The organism is candidate division WOR-3 bacterium, from assembly GCA_029858255.1.
Taxonomy (GTDB): Bacteria; Hydrothermota; Tepidihabitantia; order SM23-42; family SM23-42; genus SM23-42.
Window position 1 is genome coordinate 1 of sequence record JAOUFJ010000005.1, and the last position, 23,950, is coordinate 23,950.

Genomic DNA, 23,950 nt, shown 5'->3' on the forward strand with positions numbered 1-23,950 from the left:
AACGATACCGTCTGAACCGCAAAACTCATGGAGATCAGTAACGCTAATAAACACATCACCTTCTGCATACTACCCCCTTATAAAAGATGGTTGTTCGGTCTACAGTATCGAAATACGTATCGTCCCACGGTTTGGTCTACCGAAACCGTATACCGATGAATGAATCGCATTTCGCAACCGATAACCTTAACCATCACTTTTTCGAATATCTTGCTGCGTCGTGAACGAAATCGTATAAAAATACATTTTAAAAAGATCATTCGGGGCTAATATTAATCAAATTAGCTAATATTATTCTTAGCCCTGCAATACATTCTATCACATAATTCTATATATAGGGAAAGGGTTGTCAACCGACAAAGATGGGTAATGGGTAAATGGCTACGATGCCCGTTTCGTATAGTGGTAACTTCCTGCGGTATGAAACCGAGACCATGTTTCGACAACGTACCGCTTTTCGAAACCGAATGACGCAGACAAATAGAATATCAGAAGTTGAAAGGATATGAAGTTGAGAATTAACGACAGTAACGGGATTAGCGAAAATAACGAAACTAACGGAAATAGCGAGATTAGCGAAATTAGCGGTATTAACGCGAATAACGAAAATAACGTTTCTATTTGGTCTTTGGTTGTTAGGGTGGGGCCGGGCTGCTGTATTCTAGCATCCCAACCCCAACCCTTAGACGATTATTTGTTACTTGAGTAGCACGGTCTTCTGTACATCCTGGTAGTCATCGGTGTCGAGACGGACAAAATAAACACCAGCCGGCACCTTACGGCCCAGATCATCACAACCATCCCACTGCACCGTATAATAACCCGCCGCCTGCATACCATCGGCAAAAGTCCGCACTAAACGACCCGCCGCATCATACATCACCAGCTCAACCACCGCCTCACGCGCCAACTGATAACGAATACTCATCACCCGCAACACCGGATTCGGATAGACCGCAGCTAACGCCGTCCGTAAAGGCACACCCGCTAACTCCATACCTTCCTCAACACCCGGCATCACCGTAATCCCAAAAAAGTGCATGATCGAATCCAATAACACCGCCCGCGTCGACGGCACCGCACCATCCACTAACATCCCTAACTCAAACGACGTCCCAACCGTCCGATACGTACCCGCATCATTGGCCACCCCACAATTGTAGTTGTTGTTACCATCCCGGAAAACCAGAAAACCACTACCCGTCGGATTGATATGATCCATCCAGTTGTTCTCACCCGCATAATTGAAATTCATCCCGGCCGTAAAAGTACCCGCCTCACCAAGCACCGGCCCCATATCATCACTACCATCCGAAATCGCACTGATACCAAACAACGGACAGAAATTATAACCACCACCCAGCGGATCATAATACCAAACATCACCACCCTCAAGATACATCCGACCACCCTGAGTCTGGAGATAATTCACTAACGCGGCCGCCTCGGCACTGCCGCTGTTGATCACAAAATTGCTGGCATAAATACCAACACAAACAAAAACCGACTGGTATAAGATCAAATCCGGCGCCAACGACCCACCAATATCACCGGTATAACCCAAACCATCCAGGATCGAATACATGTTCTGACCCGGGGTCGGCGTCGGATCCGGATTCCAAATGTAGTAATGCTTCTTACCGATCACCAAACTGAACTCCAGGGTGTCAACATAAACCCCCGAAGTGATGACGACCTGAAAATCAGCCGCGGTCCCGATCGGCGTCAAACTGTCCGCCGTGATCGTATACGGATCCGCACTGTTGTTCGAAGTATCCCCCGGCGCAACATCGTCAAAGATACCGACATTGTCATTTATCGTGACAAAACCTGAGGTTGTCATTAGCAGAGAAGTAACGTTGCTGGCAGCTGCGCCACCTTCGTTCTCGATGGTCACGACAATGTCGACCGTTTCACCCGGATCCACTATCCCGTTGCCGCCATCGATGACCGTGGCACTCTGATAGGTCAAAACCGGCGCGTAGACCGTGACCGCCGGGTATGAAGTGAACATACTGTCATTGGTGTCACAGAAGTTTAGTGTGAAGTTGATCGTGTGGCCATTCGGGCAGCATGGAATAATACTGAAGTTGTAGTAAGGATTCGAGAGTATCGAATCATCCTGCGCAATATTGCCATACCAGCTCGAATCGGTTGTCAGAACAGCGCACGTATCGGAGACTTCGAGCATGCCGTAAACGCTCTGGGCAGTACCGATGCCTACATTCTTCGCCCAGATGCCTAAGTCAATCGTTTCTCCGGGATTGACAATACCGTCGCCATTTCCACCTGTCGCGTCGTCAACTATACTTCCGATATATGTCACATAAGGATAAGTACTTGATACGATCGGGACATCTGCAGCATAGCGATAATGGTTTGCCTTTGTTACCGTGACGATCATTGTATTTCCAGGATTCTGAGAAGGAATGGTGATCGCTTGTGGTGTGCCGGTTCCTTCCTCGACCGCGATGATCTCGCCGTTTACTGTCAGGGCGATTACTGAACTATCATCTGCCGTCACGGTGAAGGATGTGACACCTCCTGCCAGCGTAGGTGCATGAGCGACCGTCAGGTTTTGTGGTATTTCGGAGTAGAGGACGGAGAAGGCGTCGCCGTGGTGGTGGAAGAGATGGTAAGTGACGGTTTTAGAACTGGTGTTGTAGGGCCAGTTCGACTGCTGGAGGAAGTATTTACCCGAGGTCATGGCCATGCAAGGCAACAGGTCAGGCTGTCCGATCGGAATCTGCGGACCCATCACCGGATACGCCGGCATGAAATCAGGCCAGAGACAATCATACGAGCCCCAAACATAGGTATCATTGACAAATGAATACGAGATCTCACTCGCCGCGTTCAAACCCATCGCACCATACTGAATCCTGTGAAACTTCTCGGTGAAACACTCGCTCGACCAGATATATTTGCCGGTCAAACAGTTGCTCGAATTGACAAACGTGTACATCGTGTTGGTCAAACTGCTGAGATTGGAATTCGTATACGACGGCTCACCCCAACCGGTCTCCATACCATGATCACGATGCTGCAGCAGGAAACAACCCGAATTGATCGCATTGGTGATACCGGTCGCCGAACCATTATTCCACCAGGAAGCATCATAAGGATTGGTGTCCGGGATATAACCCAAACCAGCCGTGCCAAAATAGGCAACGATCATATAGGTGTTGGAATTCGATGACCAGGGACCACCAACCGTCGGCGTACCCAGATAGACCGCGTACTGCCGGGCCGGATCCTTGCCCTGCTCATTGATAAAATAACCACGAATGATCTCACCGCAAAGCTGGAACCAACGTTCGGTCTGCCAGCCAACCGCCATCAAGGGATTGTTGTAGAAGTTGGCCGCAGTGTAAGGTTGACGCTCGTAGCTCAAAAACTTGTTGATCATCGTGCTCAACTGCGACTCGGATTGCGCACAGATCCGGGCATGATGCATGTCCGGCATATGATCGCTGTTGACATCCGCATACATGTTGTCCGAAGCAACCCCGCTTCCGTACATTTGCGTGGTGATGCCATACAGGTCGCCGGACGAAGGATAATCAGATAAGAGCAGGAAAGCCGCCGGCGCCGGATCCCAGGTCGCATAAGCAGTGTTCAGAAAACTTTCGATCGCACTCGCCGAACTGCCACCGACCTCGGTCAAGGTAAACACCTCGCAACTGATCCCCTGCAACTTACGCCAGGCCTTGATCGTATCTGCCCAAGCCTCAAAGACCGGATCATCCGGGATAATGATCACATACTCCCAACCATCCCGGGCATTCACTCGCTCCGGCGCATAAAAATCAATCGGCGGCAATGACGCATAATTCAATAGATGACCCTGCAAGATCGGCTCCCAAAACCGACTGCGTAAACGATCCTCACCAAACCGACCATTACCACCAACAAAATCAAGGCGAAAACGCAAATCCTTGTATACCACTAACTCCTTAGTCACCGGATTGTACTGAAACGGCGTCACATTCATGATCACCACATCAACGCCACGGATCTGCATCGGCTCACTGACCAAGACCGGCGAGGCCGGGAAATAAGCATCCCGACCGTAAACCGCTAAATCCTTCTCATAACGCAACGGCTTATCATCGGTCTCCAAAGGAATATTCGGCGCCGGCAAGACCTCAACTCCATGGTAAACCTCGGTCCGATAATCCAATAACACAACCTCAGCCCGCGCACCCTGCGGGATCGCGACATAACGCGTCGCACCACCCAAACTGGGCGCCCCCGCCTGAGGAATATAAACCGAAGCCAAACCATAACTCTGCATCGGCACCCCATCAAGCTCCATATCCTCGATCAACATCTCATGAAGACTGAAAACAATCTCCAACCCAGCCCGCGTCTCAGACACCACGTTGAACTGAGGATACTCACCCCAACTACCCTCAAACGATACCGTCTGAACCGCCATAGCCATGGAGATCAATAAAACTAATGAACACATCACCTTCTGCATCTTACCTCCTTGGAAAAGATGGTAATTGGGTTGGGGTTTGGACGCTAGAAACGATATGGAGTCCAGCATCCTAACCCTGACCCTCAGACCATTAGTTGTTATTTCAAAAGAACTGTCTTCTGCACGCTCTGATAATTTTCGGCAGAGAATTTAATAAAATACACACCGGCCGGCACCTTGCGACCACGGTCATCAAAACCATGCCAGTTGACCGTGTAATAACCAGGCTCTCTGGATCCGTCGGCCAGCGTTGAAATCAAACGGCCTGCAGCATCATAAACGCGTAAACTTATATTACCCTGCGAAGCGACCTGGTAGGAAATCGACATGCTTCTCATGAACGGGTTTGGATGAAGCGTCATCATCTGTGTGCGGGTAGGTAAAATCCCTGATTTGCCGTATTCTTCGACTCCGGGTGTCGGTGCTATCGTCGTGTACAGTATCGCGAATGCGTCGGTGATCTCTACGGCCAGACTATCATAGTTGTTGTTGTAATTGTACTGAATACCTACTGTCTGCGGTTCATTTTCGATGCCTATGGTGACACTCGTAGATAGTTGCAGAGCGGTCAGGTACTGCACCAGTATTTCACCGTCTCCAGTCGGCGTCGGATTATACACAGGATCGTACAGGATTATCTCGAAGGTCTCGTGGTGGCCGAGTGTTGGGTAATGCTCGATCATGTAGAATTCGACGATGAATCTGTGGTTTGCCGCGTCGTAGTAATAATAGATGTCGCCCGGCTGTCCTGTCGTGCCCGGTTCCAGATAATCCCAGATGCCCGCGATCATTGACGGCGGACCATCGATGTTGGGAATACTGGTGTTTGAGAAATCATAGGAATCTGTCGAATCCATGGAGATCCATCCGTTTGAGCATATCGATATCCGGTTGTAGTCATTTCCGTAGAAACGGAAAGTGAAAGGAAGATCAACGACAGCAGTCTGATTGCGGATCAGATCAAGTGAGACACCGGCGTTCGCAGTCTGTGTTGAGTCGATCGCAAACCAGCTGTAGGCAGGTGATTGGGCATGCGGACCGCCTGAATAGAACGCGTAGTAATAGTTCGTGTCGGTTGGCACAGAGCGACCGACGCGTATAGAAAAATCAAAGGTATCTGCGCATACACCAGCCTGAACGGCAACCGTGAAATTAACCAGTGTACCAAACGGAATACTGCTGGCGGCATAGACCGTGAACGGATCCGAACTGTTGGATCCGGTATTGCCGATGCCAATCGTGCCAAAACTGCCGCTATTGTCGGTAATACTGATACCTGACGAACTACTGCTTAGTGTCGCAGTCACATTTTCCGCATCCGCGCCACCTTCATTCAGTACCGTCACTACAAGGTCAGCGGTTTCGCTCGGGTCGAGAATGCCGTTGTTCCATGCACCACCTACCACACTCACGGATTGGTAAGTCAACATCGGGGCGTAAACCGTGAATGAGGGGTTGTACGTCCATGTGCTGTCATTAGTATCATGTATTTCAAGGGCGCACTCTATTGTGTAGCCATTCGCGCAGTTATTCGCTATCGTGAATGAATAGTCCGGCGTTGAGCGGGCAGAATCGAATTCGGCAATCGTGCCATACCAGCTTGAATCGGCCGTTATGTTGATATACGGGTCAGAGCTGTTCAGTAAACCCTGGACTGACTGAAGGGTCTGGGGTCCCATATTCTTTAGATAAACGCCGTAGCCGATCGTCTCGCCTGGGTTTATCTGGCCATTACTTCCGGCACCAGTAAGTAGTGTGGAAGCAACAGTGGGAAATCCGTAACTTGTCGGTACAACCGGGAGGTCAGCTTCATAACGATAGTAGTTGAATTTTGTTATGGTAACCTTTACCACAGAACCCGCAGGCTGAGACGCGATGGAAATGTTGACTGGCGCGCCAGTTCCTTCGGCCACGCCAATGATCTCGCCATCCACGGTCAACGCGATTATCGCACTGTCATCAGCCGTCACCTGAAAACTCGTCGCGGATGTGAGTATTCTTGGTGCATGGCTGACCGCAAGTGAAGTTGGGATCTCGGAATAAATCACATTAAAGGCGTCTCCATTATGATGGAACAGGTGGTAAGTGATCGTCTTCACCGATGGGCTCGAGGGCCAGTTTGACTGCTGCAAGAAGTATTTGCCCGAGGTCATTGCCATGCAAGGCCTCAGATTACTATAGCCCAGCACCTCGGTTCCGTACAACGGATAAGCCGGCATGAATTGAGGCCACATTGCATCGTACGAACCCCACACATAAGTGTCATTGACAAAAGAATAGCTCACTTCGGTAGCCGCATTGAGCCCAAGCGCGCCATGCTCCATGCGATGGAATGCTTCAGCAAAGCACGGGTTCGGTATCGTATAATTACCAGTGCAGCAATTGCTCGAATTAACGAATACATACATGTCATTGGTCAGTCCGCTAAGGTGACTAACGCCGTAATCCGGTTCACCCCAACCATACTCATAGCCATGGTCGCGGTGCTGCAGCAGGAATGCACCTGAATTGATCGCTGCGTTTATGCCGGGTGCCGAGCCGCCGCTCCACCAGTTGGCATCATATGGGTTGTACGTAGCAGGCAGCCAGCCGAGGTTATAGAAATAGCTTACCACGGTTCCCGTATTGGCGGCGGTTGACCAGGGTCCACCGACAACGGGCGTACCTGAATAAATTGCATACTCGCGCACCGGGTTTTTGCCCAGTCCATTGATCATAAATCCGCGCACTACCTCGCTGCATAGTTGGAACCACCGTTCGGTTTGCCAACCACACGCCATTAAGGGCTCGTCATAGAAATTCGCCGCGGTGTAGGGGTTACGTTCGTAACTCAGGAATTTATTGATCATCGTGCTCAGATGCGTTTCGTTCTGTGCGGTGATACGTGCGTGATGCATATCTGGCAAGTGATTACCGTCGACGTCAGCATAAATGTTGTCAGAAGCGCAGGGACCGGGGTAGCCAGTATACATAGGCGCCAGTATGCCGTACGTTTCACCCGAACTGGGATAGTCAGATAGCAGTAAGAAAGCGACCGGTGCCGGGTTCCAAGTAGCGTACGCTGTGTTCAAGAAACTCTCGATCGCTGTAGTAGAACTGCCGCCTACTTCAGTAAGAGTGAATACTTCGCATGAAATGCCCTGCTGCTTGCGGAACAACTTGATAGTATCTGCCCATGCCTCAAATACCGGATCGTCCGGTACGATTATTATATATTCCCAGCCGTCGCGCGCATTGACTCGTTCTGGCGCGTAGAAATCGATCTTGGGCAGGGAACCGTAATTTATCAAGTGCCCCTGGAGGAGAGGTTCCCAGAAGCGACTGCGCAAGCGGTCATCGCCAAAGTGTCCGTTACCTCCGATGAAATCAACCTTCACTCTGATGTCTTTGTAGACTATCAATTCTTTTGTTACGGGATTATACTGGAACGGCGTAATCCCTAACGATACTACATCCACACCTCTGATCTTTTCCGGCGGCGAGAGAATCACCGGTGATTCAGGATACAGAGCATTACGGTTGTAGATCGTCGTATTCTTCTCATATCGAAGCGGTGAATCATCGTTTTCACTCGGGATGTTTGGCGCCGGTACAACATCGACATTGTGATAAACTTCGGTACGAGAGTTGATGATGGTGAATTGCGCCCTGGCACCCTGGGGAATAGCGATATAGCGTGCCGTGCCCGACAGGTTCGGGGCGCCTTCATCATTGAAAAGGAAGATGCCGGGAACACCGAAGTTTTTCATCATCACACCGTCGACCTCGATGTCTTCGATCACCAATTCACGAATACTAAATACTATTTCCATGCCAGATGGATTCTCTGAGACAACGTTGAAAAGGGGGTACTGTCCCCAGTTGTCCTCAAATGCTACTACTTCAGCCGCAGTGGCTATGCTGACCATTGCAACCATTAAGATCATAAAGCCTTTCATCAAACCTCCTTCAAACAATATAGTTATTGGGTTAAGGTTGGGATGCTGGAGAAAAATCCACATCCCAAATCCTCAGCCCATCTCTCTTTTAATAAAATACCGTATTCTGATTACATTCTGGCTGTGCAGCCCTCGCTAGAACATACCTCTTAAGTCTATTTAATCTATTATTCTACTTCCTCATTCTGATTTGTCAACACGTAAAAATATGGTTAGCGGGTTGGGGTTGAGAGGCTAGACGCTAACAACGGATATTTTGTATATAGTCCCAGCATCCCAACCCTTAGAACCATTTATTATTATCTCAAAAGCACGGCCTTCTTGACCTGGCGGGAATCAGCGGTCTCCAACCGGACAAAGTAGACACCGGCCGGCACCCGACGACCCTGCGCATCCAGACCACGCCAAACCACCGACGCGGGCTGCCCAACCACCGACAACTCGTCCGATAAATCACAAACCAACCGACCCGATATATCATAAACACTCAACCGACCACCAACCATACCCGCCGCTAACACATAATCAATCCGCAATAGACCAGTAAATGGATTCGGCACCACCTGCGCTAAGGACGTCCGCCAGACAACACCCGCCGACTTACCGTACTCCTCAACCCCTAAATAATCCGGCGGATAGGTCGTATACCGCACCGCAAACGAATCGGTCACCGCCCAAGCCCAGGCATGATACACCCCATCATAATAATACTCCAAACCAACCGTCTCAGCCGCATTCTCTAAACCAAAAGTCGCCCCAGGCTGCGCTAAACCAGTCAAATAATACACCATTACCTCACCATCACCAGTCGGCGTCGGATAATACAAAGGATCCAATAAAACCATCTGAAAGGTCTCCCGATCCCCAGTCGCCCCATAATGCGCCACATCATAAAACTCAACCATCCAACGATGATTCACATCATCATAATACTGATAAATATCACCCGCTAACGACGGATCCAAATCATCCCAAAACCCAGCCACCATCGCCCGCGGACCACCACTCGCCGGAATCCCCGTATTCGCACCAAACCGATAGGTCGAACTGCCTAACTCCAAAAACCCGTTCGAACATATCCCCACCGAACCGTAATCCGTCCCATAATACCGGAAGGTAAACGGCAATGTCACCGTCACCGTATCCGCATCCTCATTCGTAATCTCCGAAACGATCACCCCAGGCCCCGGCGGCGCTAAACCTAACCACGCAAACTCCGGCGCATACTCCTGCAAACCACCCGAATAATACGCATAATAATAACCCGTATCCGACGGCACCGGCTCACCAATCGCTAACTCAAACGGCAACGTATCCACATACAAACCCGCCACCACCACTAAATCACAATCCACCAACATCCCATACGGCGCACTCACACCCGCCGTCACCGTAAACGGATCCGAACTGTTGGCTATCGTATCACCGATTGTGATCTGACCGAAATTGCCTGAGTTATCAACTATCGTGATGTGCGAGGAATTGCTCATCAGGGTTGTACTGACATTCTGTGCAGGCGCGGCACCTCCATTGGTGAGTGTGATGACGAGATCCGCTGTTTCACCGGGTTCGAGTATACCGTTGCCATTGATGATCGTATATTCGCAAAAAGTGATACTGGGCAGAGGGTTAATGAAGACCTGAAGCGAGTAATCCCAATTGCCAGTGTTACATGCTACACTAAGATCAAAGTCCGTTTCGTATCCATTGGGTACCGAGCCCGCTGCTGACATCTTGAATGACATCTCGACGGTCTCTTGCGAAAGAACGTTTCCTATATAACAGCTGTCTTCCTGTAGAGTCACATAAGGACTGGTGTTGTTGATAAGCCCATAGGTATTCTTGGCCGTATCAACACCCATGTTGTAGATCTGAATGACCAGATCGACTTCCTCACCGCTCTCCCACAGCCCGTTTCCATTACCGCCCGGTGCAGTATCGACGATCCAGTAGTCAGGCATCGTCAAGTATGCCGTTGCCAGGGGACGGGCCATCAGTGAAAGAGCTGCCACCTGAGCTTTTACTACTTCCGTACAGAAAGCGTTGTTGTTGTAACCAGCGCCGATCGTATCACCGGGTTCGTGATAATAAGGATTTGCCAGCGGGCTGTCTTCGATGTTACATACCGCAAGATATCCGTTCTGCCAGAATGGATGGTGGTCAGAGTTTGCGGCAGAAGTGACCATTCTTTTCCTGGTGAGCAGGGTAGTATAAGAATCGGCCGCCGCAATGATGAAATCTGCAAATGGCTCGCACGGCGGGTTGGAGATTTTCGCAATAACTTCTAAACTCTCAGGTTGAGCATTAACATAGGCGATCATGTCGGCATTTAGAACGCCTAGAATACTGTCACCCTGAGAACGGGCGAGTGAAGCGTAGTAATAGCTTCCATATAAGCCAAATTCTTCACCGGAGAAAGCTATGTACCTTATGGAATATTCGAACTGATAATCGCGCATGACACGCATTGCTTCAATAACGCTGGCCGTGCCGCTCGCGTTGTCATCGGCACCTGGCGCAATGTTCGGCGAAAGGTAGGATGTCGCATCGAAATGTCCGCATATTACAGGGTAAATGCTGTCCGGGTACAATGTTCCGGTTTTTACACCGACCACGTTCGGCGCGTGTCCGGTTGTGTGGTACTGAAAGTAAACAGAATCACATCCGTAGTCGCTGAATTTGCTGGCAATGTAATCGGCAGCGGCATCGCATGAGTCATGGGTCGAGTATCTGGTGACAAAATCCTGTAAACGTTGGACGACACTGAGAACACTATCGGGATCGACCTGGTCGACGATCGTCTGCACAAGTGGGTTGTAGTAGAAACTCGTTGCCCGCTGGCCGCTCCTGACGATCGGCGTGAACATCAACCGGCTGATTTCCACTTTTTCCCTTATTAGTGCTTCCAGCATATCCGGCTTCATTTTGAGCAGATGCACCGAACCGTCGGTCATCAGAATTTCTCCATAGTCTGTTAGATCAAGGCGCTCGTCGGTTTTGTGTACAAGGTAATATCTTCCTTCCTCGGGGTCCTTTTCGATTATGGAGAATGAATATTGACGAAGTATATCGAGTTCATTATCGTCCACGATCAAGATAGCGGTATTGTCGAGTTCGGCGATCGGTCTCAGGCTATTTTCAAAAAGCGGGTCCAGTCTCTGCGCGTCCAGGTCGACCTTGACGAGATAGTCGGCTGCAAATGCTGCCGTCATGAATAGAAACCATACAATAAACAATTTTCTAATTAACATAAAAACCTCCTATGAAAGGTAGTTATTCGTTGTACGGTATCGACATGCGAAACGGAAAACGGTATCGTTCATCGAAACCGTCCTTCGACAACGAATCGCCCTTCGCAACCGACCACCGTCAACCAATATTTCATTAGTTATTGGGTTGAGATGCTGGAATCTTCAGACGAATCATGGTTAGCTTCCCTGCTTGAACCCAGAAAGTAACTTTCATTATCTCAGCAAAACAATTTTCTCATATTGTTCATGGACACCAGCGCTCAGTTTCGCGAAATAGACACCGGCCGGTAGTTCCTGACCACTGTTGTCGTATCCGTTCCAGTTGACTTCATGGATGCCAGCCTCATTGACGTCGGGCATAAGATTGCGAACAAGACGGCCGGCAGCATCGTAGATCTCAATATTGGCAATGGTTACGCCTGTGCCGTTCAGCTCTCCGGTTATCTGGAATCCGATCTTTGTCAACTGCCGGAATGGATTCGGCAGTACGTGGAAGCTTATGAATGAATGTGGTATTTCAACCAGTCGGTCGTCCGATATCCCTGTTGGATGCCCGGCATGAATTGCATCCAGGTCAAAACCTGCGTATTGTCCTCCTGTTATGTTCCCATCGTCGACGATTCGCAGATACCGCGCTTCAAACATACCTGCACTGGCGAGATCAAAACTCGCCGTGCCTGTATCTGAACCGCACGATAACCATGAACCGTTCCAATCATTACTTGCGTAAACTTGATAGCCTTCATCGGTTCCGTCATCTCCTTCGAATACGGTGAAATCGTCACCCGGTCCGTCGGTGATCAATGAATTCGGTGCCATGTCAAGAACGATATATCCCGATTGCCCCAGGGAAAACCACATGCTATCTGCGGGCCCGAGTGTATGTCGTGGTTGTGTTTTATTTCCCTGTTCGTCATGATTAGCGTAACGGTTCACGATGACTTTGAATGCATGGTGGTAAGTGGAATCGGGCAGGAGTAGGATGTCATCTATTGAAACGGTACTCTGAGGAGTCACGTTAACATCGCTAATTGTTTTCGGCGCGTAGCCGTTTGCCGAGACCCTTAATTTATATGATCCCGGCTCGACCATCTTGTGAAAATCGCCAAGCATTGGATCCGCATAAATATCGATGCGGTCTGGATCGGTGAATTCAATTCTCGCACACAGTAAAGAATCGGTGAGCGAATCTTTGACGGTGCCGGTGATTCCCCATCCAGCACACTCGCAGACCTCCATCAAAGCTTCACGGTTGGCAAAGCATATCTGGTCGATCGCCGTCGAAGACGAGGGTTCAAAGGTCTCTATGGTCCAGGCAAGGGCACCATTCGTTCCGATAGTGTAGTCCTGTAACGAGCCTGGTGTCTGATACCAGTCGTAACCGTTGATCGCCACGAGGTTTGCCGAAGTGGCGTATGTTTCGGACAACGTAATGATATGCTGGCTGTCTGCTGGGTCAGCCGGATGGTAATCCCAGGGGTAGTTGACGTACTGTGCGGACGAATGATAGTTATACTCAAGGGAAATGTTGTTCTCTTCGAGGTGCTGCATCATGACCTGGCTTTCGACCTGTGATGATGGCCCAGGGCTGCCGCCCCAGCCGTCCCAGAAATAACCGTAGTCCCGGTTCAGGTCGACGTAGTTTGCGTTACGGCGCGTATTTGCCACCTTGCCGTCCGGGTTGAGAGTCGGCAGGATCCAGATCTCGTTACTGTCGACCAAAGCGTGCACTTCGGGAAGAACTGAGTAGTTTGTGAGCAAATGCCTCAGGAAATATAGCGTTATCTCGGTTCCGATGTGCTCATCGCCGTGGATATTGCCGCCGAGTCTGATTTCTGGTTCATTCTCTTCGATCTGAGGATTGTCTGTAACCCGCATTGCCCAGATGGCCCGCCCTTGAACACTGAAACCGGCCGTGTCGAGGCGGCAGATATTTGAATATTCGCTGACGAATGAATCGAGCACCGCGTAAAGCTGTTCATATGTATGGTAAAAACCCCGCTGGAAAATGTCGTCTTTGTATGCCTGGTAATCATCGATCAGGACAACTACATCATAACCCGCGCGCCTGAGTAAGGCTATCTCACTGTCGTTTACGAGCGCCCTGGCAAAGTCATCACCGGCATCAACAATGGTCAGGCGATAATCACTCAGCGTGTAGATCATGTCGTGGGTTTGCAGCCCTATTTCAGCGAGTCTTATCGTTTCATTTCGTTCGGCGGATCCAATACTCAATAAAATCAAAGAAAATACTACTGACACGCGTAGTATGGACACAGATTTTCCTCCAACATATGGCTCTTGAATCTTGCTATTTTTATCGACATCGATACCGCTTAATGCAGTAGGATCGCCTTGCTCACTGTTTGTGCTGTAGCCCAATCCAGTTTGACAAAGTAGATACCACTTGGAACTGTTCTGCCTGAAGCATCCCGACCGTTCCAAGCAAGCGATGATGGATTTCCAGTTGCAGATAACTGGGCGGATAGGTCTCTGATCAGACGTCCTGCCGCGTCATAAATGCGCAAATGCGCAGCCTGAAGTTCTGCTTCACTGAGTGTGTAGTTGATTTGAAGCCGGTCAGTGAAGAGACTGTTCCCTAAGAATAGAGATGGAACGATTTTCTCTGGCTTTATTACTTCGTTTTGCTCGATGCCGGTCATGACTTCGGCGTAGACTAGACAGGAATAATCACCCCAGCCCCAGGTGGAGTTATAGCCGCGTACCAAGTAGTAGTATTCGCCGCTCGGGTGACCTACAAAATCATAAAGGGTGTCGGCGATATCTGACATGACAGTATCTACATCGTTGAATAGACAAGTTGGATAAATATCGTCGACATAGAAGCCAGTATTGAGCACTGCGCCATCGGTCATGGCACGGAACCTGATGTACACTGAACGTCCCACCCAGTTCTCAAGCGGGTAAGCTTTATGGATCCACCCGCCTGAATTTCCGTTAAACCTTGTGGTATCAAGATTAAACCACTCCTTTGTATTCTCGGAAACTTCTACCACGGCAACGTCATAATTCGTTTCGAGGTTATACCAGCACCAGAAGGTGACAGAATCGTCGTTGCTCACAAGAAGGGGATGGATACTCTGTACCGCATTGTTCATGTCGTTCACGCTGCCGGAAAAATAACTGTGCGTGCCTGAGTGCGCCTGGGTTGTCGACAGGGTGAATCCCTGAAGCAGCCACCGGTCTGTACCGGTCTCGAGGTCGTCTTCGATTATTGAAGGATCCGATAGTTCGAGCAACTCCCAGTACAGAGGGTTGTTGTGCTCGACGTTCCTGGGGTGCCAGGTAACTGAAAAGTCACTGGTCGTTTGACCGATCGGACAGATAGCGGGTGGCGGGACGACGCCTTCGGTCGCGATCATCAATGAGTCGGCAAATCCGGCCAGGTACTTTGCCGCTTTGAAGACCTGGCGCGAGATGAAATCAAGCTGGGTTTCATTCTGGTAGAAAGTTGTGCCGATCTCTGAACCGTAGAACAATGCTGAAAGCCCGGCCACGTAGTGATTGTAGCCATATACCCAGTCGCGCGTGTTACCGGCACTCGGATAGGGGTTATAATAGGACTGGCCGGGATCGTATGTTCCGCCATAGAGACCCTGCATCATACTCGCCATGTGATACCCTTTTTCATCGTAGAGTGTAGCATCCGGTGTGCCTTGCGGTTTGTATCCCCATGGATACATTACCTGCTCGCCATAGCTGTGTAATGAGAATCCAGTGGCGATCTTGTGTTCGCGTATGAAAGTGGTGTAAGCCCATATCTCGTCGCCGCTATAGGCAAACGCGCCGCAGAAGGTAGCATACGAGGGGTTATGCGTGAGTTGATCTTCGTCCGCCGCGCCCCAGTAACCGGCTATTTCACCGTCACACGCGCCGCCATAATTCCGGTTGGGGTCAGCGCCGATCGAACCGCCGAAAGGCTCGCGGTTCTTGCGCCATGAGAGTTGGGATGGGTAATCGTAGACATAACCGTCGACATTGATCAACGGGAAGCAGTAGATCTGTGTTCCGTTTATTATGTCAGTGATCTCGGCAACCTGTCCGTAGGAACGGATCATCGAATCGGCAAAGAAGAGCACGGCTTGAGGGGTCGCCCACTCTCGTGAATGATGGCACCCATCCAGCGTGAAACCAGGCTCGTCTTCTTCAAGTTGTGGGTTGTCCGATATTTTCACACCGTATATCCAGCGGCCTTCATAAGTCGTAAAAGGCAGTGAATCTAACATGCAAATGGATGGGTGGTCGAGGGCCATCTGCCTGAGTGAATCATTGATCTCAGCATAAGATAGGTAAGAACCTCGCACCTGGTCCTTTTCGTATTCGAGGCTGAGTACGGTGACTTCATAAGGCAGACCAGACGCAACGATTTTACTGAGCAGTGCGTGGTCGGCCACCAAATCGTACCATTCGCCATATCTACCGGCGGCGATATCCAAAGATTTTTTATCGATTCTTCCCAAATCATGCCATGAATTTGCATAGACCCGGACGATCATATCCTGGGCCATGGTAAGTGTCGACATCAAGAACATAATGGCAATGAGCCGTTTCATCAATAACCCCCTGTTTGCTTGATGTGATTGCGAACGGTATCAAGTGATGGGTCTGAATATCGGGGAATAGTCCTGGGTATTCAACTCAACTTGCATTCCGTTCCTTTATTATAATAACCAATTAAGCATTGTCAACTATTGATTTGGCCCATATTCTGCCTATAATTGTGGCGATGGAGCATCGCAATCCAGTCCCCACTGTAGATATTATCATCGAAATCACGCGTAGAATCGTTCTCATAGCGCGTAAGAATCCGCCGTACGGTTGGGCTCTGCCTGGTGGTTTCATTGATTATGGGGAATCGGCAGAGGATGCGGCGCGTCGTGAAGCCAAAGAAGAGACAGGGCTAGAACTCACGGGATTAAGACAATTTCACTGCTATTCAAACCCGAAACGTGACCCGCGGCATCATACAATATCAGTGGTCTTCGTGGCACAGGCAACCGGGCAGCCAATGGCGGGTGATGATGCGGCTCATTTGGGTTTATTCGACCAGAATACCTTGCCCGAAGAAATCGCCTTTGATCACCGCCGGATCCTGGAAGATTATTTCGAGAAGAAGTACTAGCATCATGAGATTACTACATACGGCTGACCTGCACTTGAAGAAAGGTGAGGATGAACGCTTCGACGTACTTGCGTGGTTAATTGGAAAAGCAGGCGAGATAGGGGTGGATTATTTCGTAATTGCGGGAGATCTCTTTGACTCTGACACCGATGCTACAGTGATGAGACAGAGATTGAGAGGGGTATTCGATTCGGCAAAATGCAAGTTCATTGTTATACCAGGCAACCACGATGAGCATTCATTCGGTGCGGACTTTGAATACGGCAAGAATGTTATTCAGCTGACCGACAAACCTTATCAGATCGTCGAGGCGGGTGACGTCAAGATTTGCGGCATACCCTATCAGCACAAAAGATTCAGTGAATGCATCAAAGACCTTCCGTCTGGGATTGATATCCTGATTGCACACGGTACCCTGTATGATCCATTATACATTTTCTCGTTGCTCGACGACCCCGAGACCGAATACATGCCGATGTTCCCGTCTGATCTTCGGAATATCGCACGATATGCTGCAATGGGCCACTTGCACGCAAGTTTTATCGAACTGACGTACGGGGGCACGCGTGTCATATATCCAGGTTCTCCGATCGCATTGGGTAAGAAATGCGAGGGCGAGCGTAGCTACTGTCTGGTAGAGATCGACGGCGACCGGGTCGAAATCAAAAAGTGTAGCGTGGAAAATGCACCCTACTGGGTCACCGGGGAATTCTTCGTATATCCGGAGGCAGAACAACGTATTCTGAGTGACATCGAGAAATTTCTTAATGGTATAGATGATCCAATGGTCATGCCGAATGTTGTAGCAACAGGCTATATTGCAGAGAAAGAGAAGGAATTTTTGGATGCTCTTGAATCCATACGCAAAAAGTACGAGAAGAAATTCAGGAAATTGGATTTAGCTTCACATATTCAATCGTGGGAAAAAGTGATCTCCAATCCGATCGTTCGGCGTTTTGTGGTCAAGACCGCTGACCTTGAAGATAGTATCCGTATGAAGGTGTTTGATATTTGTCTGCCGATTTTTGATAGAGTTTTGAAATGAAGATCAGGAGCATTCGCATCAGAAAATATGGGCCCATTCGGGAATTTACGATTGACCCGGGTTCTTTTGAGGTCATCTTTGGGCTAAACGAGGCGGGGAAGACGGCGCTGGTGGAGGTTCTGGCTCAGATTCTTTTCAAGAAAACAGCCGCAAATCTCAGATATGAAAAACCCGAACACACGGCTATCGAAGTAGAAGATGATGGTCATGCGTATAGTCTGCCGCAGAAGAAGGTCAATACGGAACTGCCTGCTGGTGATGTAGCGAATCTCATGTACGTGCAAGCTTCGGAATCAACTGTGTTCGGTTCGCGTGGCGAGACACAGCTCTGGGATGGAATAAAAACGATGCTCAGCAAAGTAGGCGCCGGTGTTACATTCACAAAACTTGACGAGTATATATTCGATGCCGTTGACCTTCAACCGGTAAAGGGGGAATGGAAACGTTCAAAACAGATCGCCATTGAAAACGAACTGCAGCGCAAGGAGGCGCTGGCCCTTTATATGAGAAAAATCGGTGAGGTTGGAAAGAAAGAATCCGAGTTGGCAAAATTGACCGCCAATAGTAATGTTATCAAAAGGCGAATTGAAGAGATCGATCAGTACAGGAAATATATGAGCTACTCCGAGCTGGTCAAATTGCATAATGCTTACAGGGAAACGAAGACCGTTGCTCAGGATTACGAACGCTATAAGTACGACTATCTCACAGAGTGGCAGAAACTTGATTTAGAGAGAAATGCCCGTTTAGGTGAGGGCAGAAAGGTGCAGGAGATCGAGGACGAGGTAAAACAACTCGAGCGGGATATTGTAGTTCTCCAGGGTGTCGACGAATACATCACCAAGGAAGGCCTGAAGAACTGTACCGGAAGGCGCGAGGCGCAGAGGAGTCAGCCTTCCATTGCCGTACCTTCGATCATCATGCTGCTTGCGATAGGCCTTGCGGCGCTCGGTATATTTAATCTCGTGCCGCTCGGGCCCACCTTGATCTTTCTTGCTGGAGCGGTTTCTCTATTCGCTTACGTACTTTATCGACGTCATGCAGTGCGGAGGGTCCTGGCGGACAGCCGGGAGTATTTGAAAAAAGCACAAAGCGTATTTCCTGAAATGCGTACCATAGATGAATTGCCCGATAGAATAGAAAAAAATCAGGAAGAGTTGATAACGAAGAGAACCCTGGTCGAAGAAAAAAGAAGAATAATCGAGCGCATGGCAATCGCGCGACCGGTTGATTTGATCGAAAAAGAAATATCTCTTTTGTGCACCAAGACAGGACTTGCAGAGCTGGGCGACCTCGAAGTTAAATTGACCGAGAAAAGAAAAATTGATGACGAATTGACTAGATTAGGAACGCGGCTCGCCGGGCTCCTGCAGGAAAATGATCCGAAGAAATGGGAAAGGATGATTAGTGAGCGGAAAGTCAAGCAACCCGCAGAAGAGCCCGACCTTTCAGCATATGGGGATCTCGTAGAAGAGCAGCAAATGACACAACGTCAAATTGACGGTCTGACCCGCGAAATAAGACTCTTCCGTGACGTGGAACAGGCGAGGGTCGATATAAGTGATGATCATGCTGCATTCGTTGAATTTGAGGAACTGGAGAGGAAATTAAGCGACTACGAACTGGAAAAAAAGGCGGCTTTTGCGGCACGGGAAATTCTCAGGGGTATGAGCGGAGAGCTCGATGAGTTCATACAAGACATCCTGCACGGGAAGGACAGTTTGAGTGAATACTTCCGTGCAGTGACCGACCGCTATGTGCGGGTGGTTGTCGAGAGCGAGAATTTTAAGGTAGAAGATAGATCAGGCAAAACTTATACTCTTGAGAGTCTCAGCAGTGGCACGCAGGACCAGTTGCTTATGTGTTTTCGCATGGCGGCATTGACAAAGGTATATTCAAAAGGTGCTTTTATGATTCTCGACGACGCATTCATCTTTGCAGATTGGCAGCGGAGAGAAAGGCTTGCCCGGCTGCTTAAGGATTTTGTCGAGAAGGGGAATCAAGTGATCTACCTGACCTCTGATGACCATACCCGAGACCTCTTGGCTGGATACGGGGCACGGGTAACTGTATTGAAATAAACACACAGCATAATCGCATGACATTACCTTCTAATATTTGCGAAAAGTTGCTCGTCTGGGCCGGTATCGAAGGATTGACCTATGCCACAGAGTCTCATCACAGAAAGAGATTGCGTGTAATTAGAGATCAAATGAGACGACTGTCTTCTGATTTCGCGGAAGGTAAACCTTCTGAATCGAGGTATTCTAATGCATATTTTCTGTATAACTTTCCGTTGAACATCATGAAGATGATGCATGTTATTGGAGAAATTTCTTCGCGCTACTCACACTTCTTATTGAATAGGCCAAGGTACAGCATTCTTGATATTGGCTGCGGTGAAGGCGCGGGTATGTATGGAGCATACTATGCTCTAAAAAATCTTGATGACTCGTTGAAGATTCGAATCACCGGGATCGATCGCTCTGGCATTATGCTCGAGCATGCTCGGCAGATGGCTGCGCATCTCCGAAAACACGGTGAAGGAATCATAACAACATTCTTCAACCGTGATGCGGCAGATATTCGTAGTTCTTTGCCGCGGAAGAAGTATGATGTTATCATCTGCAATAACTCCCTTGCCGAAATATTCCGGGAAGATGTGATTCCAAAGAAATACATCGGTGTACTGTTCGGTCATCTTGCCAACGAAGGTTTGCTGGTGATAATTGAACCCGCACTGAAAAAGTTTGCGCGCCGCTTGATGCAATTGCGTGATGATCTGACTGGACATAAAGCTGCACAGGTAATTCTACCCTGCCTGCACGAAGGACATTGTTCGTTATTGCAGATCGATAATCGTGATGAGTGGTGTCACCAGTCTGTAGCATGGAAGCCACCTGCTTTTCTTCGAATCATTAATGAAGGACTCAACCGTGAGATCGATATGTTGAAGTTTGCGTATGTGGTGATAGCTAAAACGAAGGCGCGAGGGGTATGGCCGGGAGGTTACCGGGTTATCAGCAAATTGCTCAAAGAAAAGGGAAAGGTGAGGTGTTTCCTTTGCACGGAACACGGGAGGGTGGAGCTGGTGCGTTTGAATAGATCAAAGAGCACCAGTAACACGATGTTTGATAAAATAAAGAAAGGTGATGTGATAAAGTTGACAGATGTGGTCGAGCGCAAACCGGATTATTGGGAGGTCAGTGCACAAACGGTTATTGAACCCAGGTAGCAAAAAGGCCCCCGGTCATTGACCAGGGGCCATGCTTTATTATTTCATTTTCGATCAAAGACCCGGGCCGCAACCCCAGCATCCTCTGAATTTGGGACGGTAGGTGAAACCGATTGAGAATTTGAATCCTTGGTGGGGTCCTTCAATACCCGGCACGCTGGCAAAGTTTACTCGGTAGCGGGCGTCGAGCATTAACCTGATGTCGTATGTCCTGAAGAAGACAATACCGCCGCCGGCATTGAGAGTTAGTCCGTACCTAGATTCCTCAGGCAAGTTTGGGTCCTCGTAGTCAACTATGATCCAACCAAAGCCTAAACCACCGCCAAAATAGGGTGAAATGTCTTTCTTGCTCACCATGTAGAGGAGTGAGACTTCGGGGAAAGAAGCTTCTCCTACGTTTCCCTCCGTATCGCCGAGATCGCCAGGAAATGCGAAATGGCCGGCAATCTCTGCAACCAGATGTGGTGTTTCATACCAGTATAGACCGCCAAAATGATACATCAAGCCAGACTCACCATAGCCGGCAAGCGGCGTAAACATACCACTGGTGAAACCTACGGTATGGAACACACGGCGCCGTAGCGGTTCCTTCTCTTCTTCCTCGGTCACTAATTCTACCTCGACGGTCTCTTCTACTTTCTTCCTTTCGGAGATTGATTTTGCCAGTCTCTTTACTACTGTATCGAGGTCCTCAGCCGACTTGGCAGCAAGACTACCGGCCCAGATGATCTGACCGGTCGCCACGTTCACAACTGAAAGTTGAACAATGTGTTTTTCTCCCAGTGTAGAAACTGAGCCGTATATCACCTGTTCAACGTTCGCTTGCATTCCTGCTTCAACCGCGCATGTGGTCTGGTAACACTCAAGTACTTCGCCAGCCGCGGCATCCATGGCATCGGGATTGAGCACGGTATGCCCGAGATTGGTGAGGTCACTGGTCAGCAGACTCGCCACGGTCTCGGTCGTTGCATAAGAAACGCCAACCGGTTTAAGATGCAGGACTCCATATTTTGCCGCGTGTGCAGCAAATGGCAGGATCAAGATCATCGTCAGTGCAAACCATTTGATTCCATTGTTCCTCATTATTCCTCCTTAGGATTTCATTATTGCTGCCGGCGGCCCGGGTTGAAAATCCTCAAAACCGCCGGCGTTTCGACAAAAGAAACTTGGTAAAAGTCTTTTTAAGACATTATTACTTACTTATATAGCAAAACATGTGCCAGCACAAATGTTTGAAATTACGTGGTTTATTCAAGGATAGCGCACTGATATAGTGCTGAGTGCACAATAATTGTGCAACGGATAACCGATTGATATCAATACGGCATGTGTCTCGTCTTCTGTACTGACTTCCAATTAACGTATCAATATGCGAATGAGCTCCCGCCGATAAATTCGCGCAGGATTGAATTGAAAGGCACATCCCGTTCTGACAGGTCATAGAACAAATTCAGAAAATCGCTCAACCTGTTCGCTTCTTCGTACTCAGCGGTGCCCTTTTTGACTCGCGTGATAATAGGCAGGCAGAATCTCTTTAACACGCATGGCTCGTATATCAATGCTGAATTGAACATCTCGTCAGCTTCTTCCTGAAGAGGATATATATTTTGTTCTTCACCCCTTCTTACACGGCTCCAGAGCTGGAGTACATTCTGAACGCGGTAGCCGCGGAAATGCGTGTCGCGCACTATTCTTCTTATCATCCGTGTGTCGGTCGTGGAGATGCGGTTATGGTCATCTATGTTGAGCTGGGTCAGGGCACTAACATAGATCTTGAACTTCAACTTGCTGGCGATCTTGTGGGTCAATGCATCATTGAGACAGTGTATGCCTTCCAGCAAGACTAGATCGTAATCTGCCCCGCGGATGACCCGTCCCTTGATACGCCTCCCCGTTACGAAATTGAACCTGGGTGTTGAGACCCCTTTGTCGCATGTTAGTTTCAGTAATTGGTCATTCAGTAGCGGGACATCTACCGCACCTATCGTTTCGAAGTCAAGTCCGCCCCATTTGTCTTTTGGGGTCTTGCTGTGAGGGTGAAAATAGTCATCCGTCGAAATCGTCAACGGCTTGACACCGTTGACGATGAGTTGTATGGCCAGACGTTTTGTGAAAGTCGTTTTTCCGGCACTGCTTGGGCCGGCGATCAGAACTACTCTGCTATTCTCTTTGACGATTCGATCGGCGATATGTGCGATCTTCTTTTCGTGCAGTGCTTCTACTACCTTGATTATTTCCGGTCCGTTACCTCTTCTTATCGTAGCATTCAAAGGTCCGAGATCTTCTATGCCGAGTATCCGCGCCCATTCCACGTACTCATTGAATATACGGGCGAGTTTCGGCTGGGGTATAAAATCAGGGAGAACGGACATGTCATACCAAGCAGGGAAGACCATGATAAATCCGGGCTTGAAATACTTCAGGTAAAAGAGGGATGCCCGGTCCGTTGAATCGAGCGGTGGGATCGCATACATGTCATAATAGTCGAGCAAAGAGAATAGGGTCACGTTCCGCTTCCGAATATTTCTGAGCAGTCTGACCTTGTCCGGCTGATTGAGATTGTTGAAGAGATAGGCCGCTTTCTTCACCGGAAAATCTGCCTGCTGTATCGGCAGGTCTTCTTTGACAAGCTGCCTCATCTGCCGTTCGATCTTTTTCACACTTTCTGCTTTGATCTTCCGGTTCAGCGTGCAGTAGAACCCTCCGCTCATCGAGTGCTCGATGCGTAATCTTGCTCTGGGAAATACACGCCTGACCGCGACGCACAGGATCAACGATAGCGATGATTGATATCTCCGCCAGAGATTCAGGCTGTGCAGGTCGTCCGAATGGGTGTTCTTCTTGGGGGCCAC

At 49.1% G+C, this 23,950-nt stretch carries 11 protein-coding genes; 4 read left to right on the forward strand and 7 right to left on the reverse strand.

Annotated elements, in window-relative coordinates; genetic code table 11:
* Positions 1–697 precede the first annotated feature (697 nt).
* The 5 genes from OEV79_03795 to OEV79_03815 form a co-directional block, all read right to left on the reverse strand.
* On the reverse strand, positions 698–4,486 hold the full coding sequence (locus OEV79_03795; GenBank protein ID MDH4210547.1) for a C25 family cysteine peptidase: 3,789 nt from the start codon (positions 4,484–4,486) through the stop codon (positions 698–700).
* A 98-nt stretch (positions 4,487–4,584) separates the two neighbouring features.
* Complete coding sequence (locus tag OEV79_03800; GenBank protein ID MDH4210548.1) at positions 4,585–8,424, reverse strand: C25 family cysteine peptidase; 3,840 nt, start codon at positions 8,422–8,424, stop codon at positions 4,585–4,587.
* Between the two features lie 299 nt (positions 8,425–8,723).
* Entirely contained in the window at positions 8,724–11,675 is a 2,952-nt protein-coding gene (locus OEV79_03805) for a M28 family peptidase (protein ID MDH4210549.1), read from the reverse strand.
* Positions 11,676–11,888: 213 nt separating this feature from the next.
* The gene (locus OEV79_03810) at positions 11,889–13,952 is read right to left on the reverse strand and encodes a M14 family zinc carboxypeptidase (protein ID MDH4210550.1); all 2,064 of its coding nucleotides are present in this window, start codon (positions 13,950–13,952) and stop codon (positions 11,889–11,891) included.
* A gap of 59 nt (positions 13,953–14,011) precedes the next feature.
* The gene (locus OEV79_03815; protein ID MDH4210551.1) at positions 14,012–16,249 is read right to left on the reverse strand and encodes a M14 family zinc carboxypeptidase; all 2,238 of its coding nucleotides are present in this window, start codon (positions 16,247–16,249) and stop codon (positions 14,012–14,014) included.
* Between the two features lie 173 nt (positions 16,250–16,422).
* On the opposite strand from OEV79_03815, the gene OEV79_03820 reads away from it, so the two are divergent.
* The 4 genes from OEV79_03820 to OEV79_03835 are packed head-to-tail and all read left to right on the forward strand — an operon-like array spanning position 16,423 to position 21,098.
* A complete protein-coding gene (locus OEV79_03820) occupies positions 16,423–16,818 on the forward strand; it encodes an NUDIX hydrolase (protein ID MDH4210552.1) in 396 nt (131 codons plus the stop codon).
* Positions 16,819–16,822: 4 nt separating this feature from the next.
* Complete coding sequence (locus tag OEV79_03825) at positions 16,823–17,863, forward strand: DNA repair exonuclease (GenBank protein ID MDH4210553.1); 1,041 nt, start codon at positions 16,823–16,825, stop codon at positions 17,861–17,863.
* Positions 17,860–19,944, forward strand: a complete 2,085-nt coding sequence (locus OEV79_03830; protein MDH4210554.1) for an AAA family ATPase — start codon at positions 17,860–17,862, stop codon at positions 19,942–19,944. Before OEV79_03825 ends, OEV79_03830 begins: the two co-directional genes overlap by 4 nt.
* Before the next feature lie 17 nt (positions 19,945–19,961).
* Positions 19,962–21,098: a methyltransferase domain-containing protein gene (locus OEV79_03835; GenBank protein MDH4210555.1), complete on the forward strand. Its 1,137-nt coding sequence runs from the start codon at positions 19,962–19,964 to the stop codon at positions 21,096–21,098.
* A gap of 54 nt (positions 21,099–21,152) precedes the next feature.
* Here OEV79_03835 and OEV79_03840 read toward each other — a convergent pair whose 3' ends face one another.
* Positions 21,153–22,181, reverse strand: coding sequence for a hypothetical protein (locus OEV79_03840; GenBank protein ID MDH4210556.1), 1,029 nt, complete (start codon positions 22,179–22,181; stop codon positions 21,153–21,155).
* A gap of 281 nt (positions 22,182–22,462) precedes the next feature.
* Positions 22,463–23,950 (reverse strand): nucleoside kinase, encoded by a 1,488-nt coding sequence (locus OEV79_03845; GenBank protein ID MDH4210557.1) that lies wholly within the window; start codon positions 23,948–23,950, stop codon positions 22,463–22,465.

Coding starts and splice junctions, on each gene's coding strand:
- OEV79_03795 (MDH4210547.1), bottom strand. CDS start 4,486: ATGCAGAAGGTGATGTGTTCATTAGTTTTATTGATCTCCATGGCTATG.
- OEV79_03840 (MDH4210556.1), bottom strand. CDS start 22,181: ATGAGGAACAATGGAATCAAATGGTTTGCACTGACGATGATCTTGATC.
- OEV79_03820 (MDH4210552.1), top strand. CDS start 16,423: ATGGAGCATCGCAATCCAGTCCCCACTGTAGATATTATCATCGAAATC.
- OEV79_03800 (MDH4210548.1), bottom strand. CDS start 8,424: ATGAAAGGCTTTATGATCTTAATGGTTGCAATGGTCAGCATAGCCACT.
- OEV79_03815 (MDH4210551.1), bottom strand. CDS start 16,249: ATGAAACGGCTCATTGCCATTATGTTCTTGATGTCGACACTTACCATG.
- OEV79_03825 (MDH4210553.1), top strand. CDS start 16,823: ATGAGATTACTACATACGGCTGACCTGCACTTGAAGAAAGGTGAGGAT.
- OEV79_03830 (MDH4210554.1), top strand. CDS start 17,860: ATGAAGATCAGGAGCATTCGCATCAGAAAATATGGGCCCATTCGGGAA.
- OEV79_03835 (MDH4210555.1), top strand. CDS start 19,962: ATGACATTACCTTCTAATATTTGCGAAAAGTTGCTCGTCTGGGCCGGT.
- OEV79_03805 (MDH4210549.1), bottom strand. CDS start 11,675: ATGTTAATTAGAAAATTGTTTATTGTATGGTTTCTATTCATGACGGCA.